Source organism: Echinicola rosea, assembly GCF_005281475.1.
Taxonomy (GTDB): Bacteria; Bacteroidota; Bacteroidia; order Cytophagales; family Cyclobacteriaceae; genus Echinicola; species Echinicola rosea.
The window spans coordinates 2,179,219-2,192,401 of sequence record NZ_CP040106.1; the positions used below are offsets into that span (position 1 = coordinate 2,179,219).

General features: G+C 46.1%; 8 protein-coding genes and 1 tRNA gene. 4 read left to right on the forward strand and 5 right to left on the reverse strand.

Features of this window, described 5'->3' with window-relative positions:
* Window positions 1-538 precede the first annotated feature (538 nt).
* The 3 genes from FDP09_RS08855 (at window position 539) to FDP09_RS08865 (ending at window position 4,741) form a co-directional block, all read left to right on the forward strand.
* Complete coding sequence (locus FDP09_RS08855) at window positions 539-805, forward strand: hypothetical protein (protein WP_137402321.1); 267 nt, start codon at window positions 539-541, stop codon at window positions 803-805.
* A 592-nt stretch (window positions 806-1,397) separates the two neighbouring features.
* Complete coding sequence (locus tag FDP09_RS08860; protein WP_137402322.1) at window positions 1,398-3,545, forward strand: FUSC family protein; 2,148 nt, start codon at window positions 1,398-1,400, stop codon at window positions 3,543-3,545.
* Between the two features lie 89 nt (window positions 3,546-3,634).
* Window positions 3,635-4,741 (forward strand): Gfo/Idh/MocA family protein, encoded by a 1,107-nt coding sequence (locus FDP09_RS08865; protein WP_229683539.1) that lies wholly within the window; start codon window positions 3,635-3,637, stop codon window positions 4,739-4,741.
* Between the two features lie 58 nt (window positions 4,742-4,799).
* Here the strand turns inward: FDP09_RS08865 and FDP09_RS08870 are convergent, their stop codons facing one another.
* The 5 genes from FDP09_RS08870 to FDP09_RS08890 form a co-directional block, all read right to left on the reverse strand.
* The gene (locus FDP09_RS08870) at window positions 4,800-6,056 is read right to left on the reverse strand and encodes a hypothetical protein (protein ID WP_137402323.1); all 1,257 of its coding nucleotides are present in this window, start codon (window positions 6,054-6,056) and stop codon (window positions 4,800-4,802) included.
* Window positions 6,057-6,134: 78 nt separating this feature from the next.
* Complete coding sequence (locus FDP09_RS08875) at window positions 6,135-7,574, reverse strand: SusD/RagB family nutrient-binding outer membrane lipoprotein (protein WP_137402324.1); 1,440 nt, start codon at window positions 7,572-7,574, stop codon at window positions 6,135-6,137.
* Between the two features lie 20 nt (window positions 7,575-7,594).
* Window positions 7,595-11,098, reverse strand: a complete 3,504-nt coding sequence (locus FDP09_RS08880) for a SusC/RagA family TonB-linked outer membrane protein (protein ID WP_137402325.1) — start codon at window positions 11,096-11,098, stop codon at window positions 7,595-7,597.
* A 71-nt stretch (window positions 11,099-11,169) separates the two neighbouring features.
* Window positions 11,170-12,105, reverse strand: coding sequence for a FecR family protein (locus tag FDP09_RS08885; protein WP_137402326.1), 936 nt, complete (start codon window positions 12,103-12,105; stop codon window positions 11,170-11,172).
* Window positions 12,106-12,202: 97 nt separating this feature from the next.
* Entirely contained in the window at window positions 12,203-12,784 is a 582-nt protein-coding gene (locus tag FDP09_RS08890) for an RNA polymerase sigma factor (protein ID WP_137402327.1), read from the reverse strand.
* Between the two features lie 301 nt (window positions 12,785-13,085).
* Between FDP09_RS08890 and FDP09_RS08895 the strand changes: the two genes are divergently transcribed.
* A tRNA-Ala gene (locus FDP09_RS08895) sits at window positions 13,086-13,159 on the forward strand.
* The last annotated feature ends 24 nt before the right edge of the window (window positions 13,160-13,183 follow it).

Below are 13,183 nucleotides of genomic sequence, written 5' to 3' on the forward strand. Positions count from 1 at the left end.
TATTTTTTCCTTGGGCAGTTATTTTTCTAGCTAAATCCCTAGGTGGTTTTCATCCCTTTACCTTTGTCACTTTTTTGCTGCAGGTCAAAAAAGTAACCAAAAAAACCCGCCGCTACGCCACGGCGCACAGGTGTGCAGGTATTGGGCTAAAATTAAAGCCTCCCCCCATGCAGGCAAACTCCTCCTGTCTAAAGCCAAGCAGGCCTATCTAAAGCCAGGTAAACCTTCTTTAGCTGCCAACATTTGGGCAGCACTTCGTCAAACAAGCCTGCCTTTTTGCCCACCCGCTATTTAATTTCTTAACGCCCAATACCTGCAAGGCGGATTCAGTTAATAACCTGAGCTCGACTTAATTTTTGTATTAAAATCGTCATACGAACCCTTTTAAGGAGGATGTGGGTTGGAAAAGGGGGTGGCAATCCTGAAATACTGAGACTGCCACGGCTTCCACCCCTCATATCTCCCTCTAAGCCTCGCAGTGACGATTTTAAAATAATAAGTCCCAAAAAGGTATCGCTTCCTTATTACGGTCCTTGGTATGCCTGTTTTCCAGCCGATGGTGGAGGCCGTTAAGAAAGTGAGTTGGCTCGCGTCGTGGAACAGCGAGACCCACTCGCTTTTAGGTCGTAGCCATCGGCTGGAAATTAAAATGGGGAACGGATCTCGGTCGCAGGGTAAATCCATGTTCCATTTTAAAAGGCATACCACCGGCCTAGATTTTTTTCTTTCTTTTTTCATCAATGGAAAAAAGGAAAAGGATAAAATCCACCAAAATGGCCAAAGCCATACAGTTAAAGTCAAATAGAAAAGAAACTCCTAGCAGGTGAAAACAGGGGAATGGCCTTAACTAAACGGCATTGATTCAGGATTTAACCTCAACCAAGCCAGCCACTATACATGAGCAGATAGTTGCGAAGGCTTGTACGAGGCAAATCAACTCATCATTCTTTCTGCCCATCCAGCCATTCGGCAATCTAGTGTCAAGCCAAACCTAAACCTACGGGTAATCCGGTGTGTCTTTTGGTCTATCTCTACGTTGCAAAAAGACTTCCTTAGCTACGGATAGGGGCGTTTTTTGCGCCTTGATCTCGTCCAAAATCCACTACCGCCTTACCCGTCATTTAAGCGTTGACTTGACCCTAGGCCACTGCGGGTACCAATGTACAAATCGGGGCAAGATGCCAGCGGCACGATAAATTTAGTAACCTGCGGGTTCATCCGCAGGAGCTTAAGCGCTCCTCAACCTCTCGAAGAAGTGCCAGCGGCACGGATGATAGCTATGCCTACACGAAAATTGTCTCCCTTCAAAACACTAAAAGCGCTTGCCCTGAATAATTAGCTAATCAAGGATGTTAGTTTGCCTTTCCTTTTATAAATTGGCTATTCAACAACAAAGAATGGCTTTTTTCAAACCTATAGAATTAAAGAGTTTTATTTTTGGACAATATTTCACGGATGGCGTGAAAATGACGCTTGGTGTATTGTTGCCAGCTGTCGTATTTTCGTTATTAGGTGATTTTAGGACAGGGATTAGTATTTCACTTGGTGCTTTTTTGGTGAGTATTTCTGACAGCACAGGACCTTTGGAGCACCGGAGGACAGGGATGTTGGCGAGTTGTGGTTTTGTGTTTCTGAGTGCCTTGGTGACAGGGGTGCTGAATAAATATCCCATATTGATGGGGGTTGAGATAGCCGTTTTCGGTTTTGTGTTTGCGATGTTTACCGTGTATGGCACCCGGGCTGCTGCTGTTGGAGCGGGAGCATTGCTTGGAATGGCCATTTCGATGGATCCCCATAAGACAGCCTCCGCGTTTTGGCTGTATGCGTTGATGGTTTTGATTGGCGGAATATGGTACACTTTGCTGAGTTTATCCATTATGCAAATCAGGCCTTACCGGGTGGCCCAACAGGCCTTGGGCGAAAGTGTGCTGAAGGTGGCGGAGTTTTTAAAGCACAAGGCGGCTTTTTATGCCATTGATACCGATGTGGAGGCCAACTACCGAAAGTTGGCCGCCATTCAAGTAAGCGTCAATGAACACCAGGACAGCGTGCGGGAGATACTTTATAAAACCCGAAAGCGGGTGGGAGAGTCCATTAGTTCAGGACAGTTGCTATTGGTGATATTCGTGGATATGGTGGATATTTTTGAGCAAATGATGGCTTCCCACTACGACTATAAAAGGCTTCAGGAACTATATGGCCAATATCCGGTGCTACATGATTTTAGACGTGGGATCCAGTTGGTGGCAGAGGAGCTTTCCAGGCTCGGCTATGCCTTGATCAATAATGAAAAACCCAAGCACCCCCACTATCCCATTGATTTTTTGGCTGGGCTCCGGAGCCAAATTGAATCGTTGGAAAAGACAGGTGTAAAATGCCTGATGCTTCGTAAAATCTATGCTAATTTGGCTTCAATTACGGCACGAATAGATGATATCTACAATTATTTCTATGAAGACAAGCTGACCTTTATTTCCCAGACGCGTGAACAGAGTCTTTCCAAATTTGTAGGGCATCAAAGTTTCTCCTTGAAGTTGATCGTCGATAATTTATCCCTTGAATCTAATGTCTTTCGCCATGCGCTTCGGCTTTCGGTGACGTGTTTGTTGGGGTATTTGATTTCCCTCCAGCTCTCCTTGGGAAATCACAGTTACTGGGTGGTGTTGACGATATTGGTGATCCTGAGGCCGGGGTTTAGTTTGACCAAACGAAGAAACACGCAGCGGATTTTAGGGACACTGATAGGAGGACTTACAGGAGTGCTTATTTTGTACCTAGTGCCGGATTTCACCATGAGGTTTGTCTTCTTGGTTTTGTTTATGGTGTTGGCCTATAGCTTTCTCCGGATCAGGTATTTCTTGGCAGTATTGTTTATGACGCCCTTTATTTTTATCGTGTATGCTTTCTTATACCCTGAATCCAATTTTCTGATCGTCAGGGAACGGATCATTGATACGGTGCTGGGATCTGGATTGGCCTACCTGGCGAGCAATTTTTTCCTGCCCAGCTGGGAATACACAGGATTTAAGCAAATGTCAGCAAAGGTGTTGAAAGCGAACTTGGAATACTTCGCCATGATCATCAGTAGGTTTGATCCTACTGCGTTCGATGAAGTGGCTTATCGGTTGGCAAGAAGGAAGATGTACCTCCAGTCGGCAAATTTGTCAGCAGCTTTTCAGCGGATGCTGGATGAACCAAAGAGCAAACAGAAGAATAAGCAGGACTTGCACCAGTTTGTGGTGCTGAACCACATCCTTTCCTCTTACTTTTCCACGCTTTCTTCTAGCTTGGTGCGTTCGGATGTGGTACTGTCTTCCCATGATCAGGTCGTAAAGATCAAGCGGATCCGTAATTACCTGATGAGAAGTCTAGAGCATTTGGGTGAAGCCAGTGATGAGTTGGATTTTTCGATATTGGACCGTGAAGATAGCTTGCTTAAAACGACCAATACCGCCGAAATTTCACTCCTTACCGAGCAACTCCAGTTGATTCAGAAAACCTGTTCGGATTTGGAAAAACTTAGCCGAAAAGTGATGTCACATTGACTTAGGGGAATTGCAAGGGAGGAGGGCTGTGGTCGTAGGTAAAACGTTTATATTCCCCTATATTGTAATGGAAAAAATAACCAATACCAATGATAAAAGCCTCTCTGAAAACTACACTGTTTATCCTTATGCTCCTTTTTACGTTCTCACTTTCCGCCCAAGAAACCGTTAAATTTGCGATGGTGGGGCTGTCCCATGGCCACAGCCCGTGGTTTTTTGAGTGGGGAAAGGAGGAGGGGATGGAATTGGTAGGTGTTTATGAGCCGGATAAATCCTTGTCTGGAGCGTTTCGCCAGCGCTATCAGCTGCCCGAAACGCTGATGTACACGGATCTGGCCAAGATGCTGCAGGAAACCCAGCCGGATGGTATATTGGTCTTTGGGGCCATCGCGGATCATGTCGAGGCGGTGAAGGCGGCCGCGCCGATGGGAATCCATGTGATGGTAGAAAAGCCACTGGCCACTACATTGTCCGATGCACGGACCATGGCGCAGCTCGCGCGGGAAAATTCCATTCACCTGTTGACGGATTATGAAACCTCTTGGTACCCCGCTACCGAGCAGGCTTTCCGTTTTTTTGAGGAGCAGCAAACAAGGTTTGGAGAGATCCGAAAGATGGTGTTTCACCATGGCCATGAGGGTCCCAAGGAAATCGGGGTGGGATCGGAATTTTTGGAATGGCTGACCGATCCCGTGAAAAATGGCGGAGGAGCCGTGGTGGATTTTGGGTGTTATGGTGCCAATATCATGACCTACCTGATGCACGGGAAAAAGCCTATTGCCGTAACGGCAATAACCAAAACCTATAAGCCGGAAACTTACCCCGAAGTGGATGATGAAGCCACCATAATCGTAGATTATGAAAACAGCCAAGGTATCATCCAGGCCTCATGGAACTGGCCTTTCAATAGGAAGGATATGGAAGTTTATGGCGAAAAAGGCTACGTCATTACCAAAGATGATGTCCAGCTCTACTATAGAACCAAAGGTGCCGATGAAAAACAAATGAAGGCGGTTGCGGCCGAGCTGGACGTGGAGACCAATCCTTTTGAGTATTTTCGTGAGGTAATTGTGGGGGAAAGGGTTCCGGAAGCATATAGTCCCTATACTTTGGAAAATAATTTGCGGGTAATGGAGATCCTGGATGCTGCCAGGAAGTCTGCTGAACAGGGAGAAAGAGTAGTTTTGCAGGAATGAAGTGTTTCTTCCAACATCCCTATTTTATAGAAAATCTTGGAAGAAACACGTCTAACCCCTAATCGTAATCAGCATACCTTACGGCAAAGACACAGCGGTTATCTTGACCATATTTGGAAGTTTCATATTCGGTAAGGTTCCATAAGTATCCAGAACTTTGTTCAAAATAAAGGTCCTCAGCACCATGAGGCCAGCGGTAGCGCGAGCCGTTGGCATCACCGTCATGGTACCGTACCAGCCGGGCAGTGGAGCCCTTGTATGTACTTTTGCCCGTGGCGGCCATGATCGTAGTGGTGCCATTTCTGTACACCCCCTGCATATTGAATACGGGACCATTGTTTCCGGTGGCGTTATCTTTTGGTATGACTACTTCTACCGGTGAACTGGAAGGAATCTCTCCTTGGCCATTAAGCAAAAATCCGTGAACTGTCGGTGTAGAGGAACTGGATGATGAAATGTATTGTCCCGTCCAAAGCCTTGGGTTGGATGCGCTGTCTTCTCCCAAGGCAATACAGGAAAATGGCTCGGCATTAGGGATGTCGTAATAGCCGGATTGAGGTAAAATATACCTGTAGTTAAAAGCCCTCAGCGTTCCGTCTGTTTCTTCTCCCAGTCGGGATTTTGAGCTGTCACCAGCGACTTCCACGATTTTGTTCAGATCAAAAACCCTTATTCCCAACTGAGTGGAGGCAACGTAAAGCTTTTCGTCGAAATAGGCCAATCCACCAGCATGCACCCGTACCGGTCCAAATTCTCCCAATTGGGTGTAGTCATTTGATGGGGTATAAAAAGGATTGTCAATGTCCTGCACCAGAAGGATGTGTCGATACGTGATGTCATTCATGTCGGTGATGTCCACTAGGGAGACCCTGGCGCCTTTGTGTTTATTTTCAATGCCAGGAATCTGGGACGGCCCCACAGCGTACCAACTTACCAATAGGAAGTTTCTTCCGCTCCATTGGAATCCTGTAATGCCTTGAGGTCGCCAGTCCTCGGTTTGCTGGTCTCCACTGTTCCATTTAAAGCCCGTGACCTGTCTGTCAGCAGGGATATTGAATCCATATACTGAGTTATAGCCGTTGGTGGTGGCGGTACGGTTAAGGTCCAGTGTGGCAGGAGTCTCAAATCCGTGGGAGGCCAAGCTGGACACAAAGCTGCTCTCGTCCGTATAGCTGCTGTTGATGGTTGTGGTGGTCGAGCTGATGGAATGAAGAGGTTCTGTGATTGGTGCTTCAGCGACATCGATAAATTCATCATCAGTACATGAAGTGCCAAGAACGAGGCTACATGCTAAAATAAAATGGTTGATTTTCATGGTTTTATGGATTATGGGTTTAAAAAAAGGGTGATTGCCATTTTTTAAGTTGACAATCACCCTCTGAAATTTATGAGGTCAATTTTCTTGATCCCACCAGACTTTTACGTTGATTTCATCTCCACCCATTCGGTTGACTGCTTCTTGGTAATTTTGAAAATTACTGTTGGCTTCATCGATGGGATAATAAAACCGCGATGGCATTTCGCCATCGTTTAGCATGGATGCGGATGTGGGGAGTTCTGGGAGTCCCGTCCGTCGTTGCTCGAACCATGCTTGGTAATCGGTAAAGAAGAGGTCGTAGTATTTTTGGAGTAAAATACGATCCAAGCTTCCGTCGTAAGCAGCGGCTGGATTGTCAAAATATCCTTCGGGAACTTCTTGGCTCCACATCTCTATCGCCGCCTTTACGCCATTCTCATAATGTTCTTGGGCATCAGTGGTATAGCCTCTTTGAGCCATTTCGGCCTTAATGAATTCCACTTCGGCATAGCTCATGATAGGGATGATCAGCGGAGCTTCCGCCAAACTTCTTTTTACGCCTGACGCGGTAGCAATACTGTCAGGTAAAGGATTTTCGACAAAGTCCGTAGGCTGTCCGATATAGCCATAATCTTCACCCTCTAGGCCTTTAGCCGTACCGGCAAAGACACTGATCCTAGGGTCTTCAAAATTATTAAGGTTATCAATAAAAAACGCTGTGTAATACCGGAACACCCCAAAATCCTGGGGCCTGTCCCAAGGGGAAAGGGTAGGTGCCACGCCATCCAAATGGAGTACTGCACCATCCTCACTTGAAGAAAATACCGGGTAGGTCTCCGGTTGGTTGATCATTTCGGTGATTTTTTCAAAAGCTCCCGTTTCGGATCGATTGGACACCCGGAGAAGCAGCCTCAAGTGGAGGGAGTTGGTGAATTTTTTCCACTTCTGCACGTCGTTTCCGTACAGGATATCACTTACGTAAGGCATGCCCTGTTCTTCATCATAGATACTGTTAGCTCGCTCTAGGTCCGCCAGTAGCTGGGAATAGATGTCTGCTTGGGGAGAAAACTCCGGATACCATACATCTTCTTCCGCTTGTAGGGCATTGGCCATGGGCACATCACCAAAACAGTCTGTCAGGACAGAATAGGCGTAAGCTTTCAAGGTCAGGGCAATGGCTTCATAATTGGGCAGTCCATCGCGCACTGCAGCCTCTTCCATTTCCGCGATATTGCTGAGGTTGGTGTAATAATTGTTCCAAGTGGAAGCCCCGATGTTTTGGTCAAAGTCATAGAAGAAAGGCGAATTGTTAAAATCATCCGTTTGCAGAAACATCTGCATCAAGGGCGCTGTGACGCTACGCATTTGTTTTGCATTTTGACTTGCCAGACTATATAAAACAGGGTTTAGGGTGCTTCCAGCGGTGATTTTGCTTAAGTTGTTCGGGTCCGTATTGGTCTCTTCAAAGTCTTTTGAGCAGGAGCTGGCCCACATACAGAAGGAAGAGACAAATAATGCATATATGTATTTTTTCATGACTGTTATTTTAGCGTTGATTAAAATCCAATGACGACATTCACTCCGTATTCATTAGGGACTGGCATTTGTCCAACTTCCACGCCCGGATGCATATTGGTTCCTCCGGCAAAACCGGCCACTTCGGGATCGTATATCGGGAAGTCCGAAAGGACTGCCAGGTTCCTGCCATACACCGAGAGGCGCATTTCGTTCAATGGTGTTTTGGACAAGAATTTTTCTGAGAAATCATAGGAAAGGGTCACTTCTCTCAGCTTGATAAAAGAAGCATCGAAGGAATTGGCTTCAGTATTGGCCAGTGGATACATCAGGTTGTAGTAATTGGCGATGGAGATCGGGGTAGTGTTTTCGGAATACGTACCGTCGCCATTGTCCACGACACCTTTGCCGACAAGTTCTCCTTCTTCCCTGCCCACGAGCGTATGGTCCAATTTTCCCTGCTGGGTCAACTTATGGTGGGTGTGGGAGTAGATGGTGCCTCCGTATTTCGCGTCAATCACTGCGTTGATGCGGAAGTTTTTGTACTGGAAGGTATTGATAAACCCTGCGACCCATTTGGGCTGGGTGTCCCCGATGTAGATGATGTCATCGGTCATTTCAGGAGAGCCGTTTTCGTCAAAGATGATCTCTCCTTCCGGGCTTCTTTTATAGCCTCTTCCGTAAAGAGCTGCTGGTGATCCTCCCTCTACAGCAACCAATTTTGCTCCAGAAGAACTTAGCATTTCGAATCGGCCGCCTTCGGCATTTTCATGCAGGGACATGACCGTACCCTTGTTCTTGGCCCACGTCAGGGTCGTATTCCAAGTGAAGTTTTTATTTTTGACAGGTGCCCCGTTAAGCATGACTTCTACCCCACGGTTACGTACTTCTCCTGCATTGATCGTGACACTTCGGTACCCTGATGAGTAGGGGAGCGGTGCATTGAAGATTTGGTTTTTACTGTTGTTTTGGTAAACTGCCACATCCAATTTTAGCCTGCTTTGGAACATCCTGAAGTCAATGCCCAGTTCTTTACTGGTGGTGATCTCTGGTTTGAAATCCGTATTGTAAAGCGAAGTAGGGGCAAGGGCTGATCCTGGGAAATCAGAACGTCTGTAATATTTGTCCGTGCTGTAGCGGTTGCCGTATTTACCCGCTCCACCCACTTGGGCGATGGAAGCTCGTAGTTTTGCGAAGCTGATGCTGTTTGGCATGGTGAAAATTTCACTCAAAATGATGCCAGAGCTTGCAGAAGGAAAGAAATAGGACTGGTTGTGTTTGGGCAAAATACTGTTCCAGTCATTCCGTCCGGTAAGGTCAAGGAATACCTTGTCCTGCCAGCCCACGGTTACCATTCCGTATAAACTGTTTACTTTGTTATATCCGTCAAATTTACTGGTGAAAAGCTGGGAGCCGTTGACCAAGTTATATTCTCCGGGGATTTCAAGTCCTTCGGCCCAAGAGTCCTGACGAAGGTAGCGGTAATCCATCCTGTTTCCACCCACATTGGCCGTCACTTCCCAATCATCAAAGGTATCGGTATAGGTCAGCAGGAAATCAGTGTTTACTTCTTGCTTAAATACGTTTGTTTTGCGGTAATATCCGCGGGCATAACGGTTGATGTCATAAGGTCTTTCCTGATCCATGTTTTTGTCGTACATGTTCAATGCTCCACGGAGCATCAAGTTGACCTTAGGGTGTAGTTCAATGTCCATTTTGAAATTACCGGTAATGGCATATTGGTCCAGGCTGTTTTGGATTTCATATACCATCGCATAGGGATTGTCGATGTAGCTACTGTAGGGTCTGATCATGTCCACCTGCTCTTGGCCTTCTTTCCAGATAGGCTCGTACCAGGCGAGGTCCACATTGGGATTTTGGAAAATCATAAAATAGGCTATGGAGTGGTTGTTGTAGCCTTGGCCAGGGAGGTTGTCACTGGTACGGTTTCTGTAGTCCACGACGGAGCTGAGTTTGATGCGGTCGGTCACTTGATAGTTTCCATTGACGGATAGCGAGAGCTGCTCAAAACCCGTATTGGGCATGACCCAGTCATTTTTGGAGTGGGTAACAGAGCCGCGCATAGAGCCTTTTTCATCTCCCCCTTGGATGGATATGTTGGTGGTTTGGGTCACGCCTGTTTGCCAAAAATCCTTACGGTTGTTTTCATAGGGTCTCCAAAGTTGTCTTTCAAGTGACTGTCCTTCCACTGTCGGATCGTACTGATAGTAGTATTGGCCGTCGAATTTAGGACCAAATGCACTACTGCTACCGGCAGTGCTGTTGCCATCTTCAGAGGCGCCATAGCTGTAATATAGCCTGTCGTTATACGGAACGGGGTTGCCATTTTCATCCGTTGCAGGCTTTAAGTATCCGCCTTTGCCACTGCCCTGGCCGTATTCATATTGCCAGTCTGGCCACCGTTGGATATTGTCAAATTTGGTATTGCTGCTGACCGTGACGCCCAGCCCCTTTTGGCCTTTGCCTGATTTGGTAGTGATGATGACGGCACCATTGGCCGCTTGGTAGCCGTAAAGTGCTGATGCCGCTGGGCCTTTTAGTACCGAGACACTTTCAATATCGTCCGGATTTAAGTCAGAAATGGCATTTCCATAATCCACGGGGGTGTCATTGCTGGCACTTCCGCCCATATAGCCGTTAGAAGGGCCCGATCCGGGATGTTCATTCTGGATAGGTACACCGTCGATAACGATCAGGGCGCCGTTATTACCAGGATCCAGAGAGCTGTTTCCTCTAAGAATGATTTGTTGCGAGCCCACTGGCCCACCCAGCCCGTTGATCTGGAGTCCGGGGACTTTGCCACGAAGGGCTTCTGACCAATTGTTTGGACGGGCATCGGTAAGCTGTCTAGCGTCAATGGTTTGCTGTGCATAGCCTAGTTTTTTTTCTTCCCTTTTCATGCCCAATGCTGTCACGACTACTTCATCCAGGGCGTTGATGTTTTCTTCAAGGATGATGTTCAGCTCGCCTGCTTTCTCTACAGGCACCTGCTGTGAATTATACCCCAGATAAGAAACGATCAAGGTCACTGGGAAGGATTCGATATCCATGTTGAATTCCCCATTGGCATCGGTGACCCCTCCTTTTGAGGTGCCTTTGATCAGTAAGGTGACCCCTGGAAGTGGTTCACCGGATGTATCGGTGACTTTTCCGGTCAGTGTTTGGCGAAGAGATTCGAGGGGTAAGACGGTGATGGTCTTGTTGGTGGCTTCGAATGATAGCCCCGCTTTTTGGCCGATTTCGTTTAGGATCTCCGGCAGTGCTTCATCGGTAAATTGGAAAGAGAACAATTCAGCATCTTGACTTACTTTTTCATCAAACACGAAGTAAAAAGCAGTTTTACGCTCGATTTCAGTAAGTACCTGGGTGATCTTGGCATCTTCCAGGGACAGTGATAATCGGACCTTTGAGAGCTTGCTCCCCTCTGCATGGGAATTTGCTTGAACGGCTATGAGGAATAAACAGGCCAATAAAAGCCCTGTCTTTCGGCTCATTGCAGCTAAAAATCGTAATGGTGTTTTCATTTTTACTGAAATTAACTGGGTTAAGTTTATTTAAGTGATATCCTTGTTCGCTAGCATTAAGGTGTATCGTTTTATTTTTCGGTTATAGTGATGGTGTTCGCATTTTGAAATTCATAAGAGAATCCCTTTAGCAGGCTGATACTTTTCATGATATTAGCAGGCGTTTCATCTTTGAATTTTCCGGTGATGCGCTCTTCCTTTAATGCGTCCGATTCAAATATGATGTTCAATCCAAAGCGGTTTTCGAGGAGCTTGGCTGCTTCACCCAGATTCGTGTTGCTAAATACAATCAGTTTTGTCCAAGCGATAGGTTGTTGGCCTTCGAAAGCGGAAACTGACGACAACCGTGATGAGGTACTGGTGACCTGTTGGTTTTTGGTCAGGAACACATTATGTTTTGGATGATTTATAGGAGTTACTTGCACCTTCCCACTGATTACACTGACGGTGGTAGTTCCAGCCGTTTTAGTGTCCACGTCAAAGGAGGTGCCTAATACCTTGACATCTGTGGTTTGGGTGTGGACTATAAAAGGCCGTTCTATATCACGTTGGATATCAAAGAAGGCTTGTCCTTTCAGCGTGACATTCCTTTTCCGCCCAAATTGCTTTGCATACGTCAGGCTACTGTTTTCGCTAAGGGTGACGACACTACCGTCATTAAGTGGAATTTCGATTTGTTCACCCATTGCTGTGGAAACAGTGGTGCCTTTGTTGTCAGTTAGGTGCTTAATGGTGATCCCCACGACAAAAATTAGCGTTATGGCAGCGGCGGCTTTTACGATGTGCCACATAGGTCTGGAGGAGGTGTTTTTCTCCTTTGGCAGTTTTCCTAAAATGGCTTGAAATAGTTGCTGTCCTTTTTCGTCTGACACCAGGCCTTCGACTTCATCTGTGGAGGTACGATGCTGCATGCTATCATAGAACTTTTCGATTAATTTTACTTCGCTTTTTGTAGCGGTACCTTGCTGGTGCTTTTCTACCAGCTTCAAGAATTCTTCCCTTTTCAAAATGTGCTCTTTAAGAGATAGTGCTGTAAATGGGAGGCACACGTAGCTGAAAAAGTGAACTTAAAGGTTTCTTAATTACAGGGGCGCGAAGGTTACATTACCATAATCTTAGGGTAATAAAAAGTATAAAATAGCTGGTTTCGCGGAGGTTGGAGCGCAATAGTTTGAGGGCATTGCTGATGTGGCTTTCTACTGTTCGTTTGGAGATGTTCAGCTCCTGGGCAATTTCACTGTTGGACTTGTTTTTTAGCCTGCTGAGGACAAATACCTCATGGCATTTTCCTGAGAGTTTATGGATTTGGTTGGTAAGTGCCTTTTCGAGTTCGAGGTATTCCATATTTGTCTTTTCACTTTCCGGATTAGTGAGCAGCTTTAATTCCTCCTCATGGACAAAGTCAAATTTCAGTTTCTTGATGTGTGCGGAGAGTTTGTATTTAATGGCTTTAAAAAGGTAGCCTTCCAAGTGCAAGATGGTGGTCTCTTTGTTGTTTTGCCATAGGCTAATGAAAATTTCCTGCACGCAGTCTTCACAGACACCTTCATCCTTATATACACTGTAGGCATATGCATATAGACGCTTCCAGTACCGGTCAAAGATGACTTGGAATGCCGTATTGTCGCCCTGCTTCAACAGCGACAAAAGTTCGGAATCAGAAGTGCTGTTATTGGATTGGTTCATGGTTTTACCTATGATAAGGCAAAGTAAGTGAATGTTAAAAATTAAAGTTTGGATATGGTTTTAAGTTTAGGTTATCCTAATGTGAACCCCGTAACTGGAACTGCGATGCTGCACAACCGGCTAGTTCTTTTTGGAGGAATAGAGATGAAATAAAAAAAGGCACCAAAAAGCTGCAAACGCTTGCATCAATAAAAACCCTGTTCTATATTTGTGCCCTCATTAAGGGGAATTAGCTCAGTTGGCTAGAGCGTCCCGACGGCTGTCGGGAAGGTCATCAGGGGTAGTTTTCGGATAAAAATATGGGGGATTAGCTCAGTTGGCTAGAGCGCTACACTGGCAGTGTAGAGGTCATCGGTTCGAATCCGATATTCTCCACAACATTAATTGTAATGTTTTAAG

What these genes read in the sequence shown, in the direction of transcription:
- FDP09_RS08855 (WP_137402321.1), top strand. Translation starts at nt 539, where the DNA reads ATGCCTGTTTTCCAGCCGATGGTGGAGGCCGTTAAGAAAGTGAGTTGG.
- FDP09_RS08860 (WP_137402322.1), top strand. Translation starts at nt 1,398, where the DNA reads ATGGCTTTTTTCAAACCTATAGAATTAAAGAGTTTTATTTTTGGACAA.
- FDP09_RS08865 (WP_229683539.1), top strand. Translation starts at nt 3,635, where the DNA reads ATGATAAAAGCCTCTCTGAAAACTACACTGTTTATCCTTATGCTCCTT.
- FDP09_RS08870 (WP_137402323.1), bottom strand. Translation starts at nt 6,056, where the DNA reads ATGAAAATCAACCATTTTATTTTAGCATGTAGCCTCGTTCTTGGCACT.
- FDP09_RS08875 (WP_137402324.1), bottom strand. Translation starts at nt 7,574, where the DNA reads ATGAAAAAATACATATATGCATTATTTGTCTCTTCCTTCTGTATGTGG.
- FDP09_RS08880 (WP_137402325.1), bottom strand. Translation starts at nt 11,098, where the DNA reads ATGAAAACACCATTACGATTTTTAGCTGCAATGAGCCGAAAGACAGGG.
- FDP09_RS08890 (WP_137402327.1), bottom strand. Translation starts at nt 12,784, where the DNA reads ATGAACCAATCCAATAACAGCACTTCTGATTCCGAACTTTTGTCGCTG.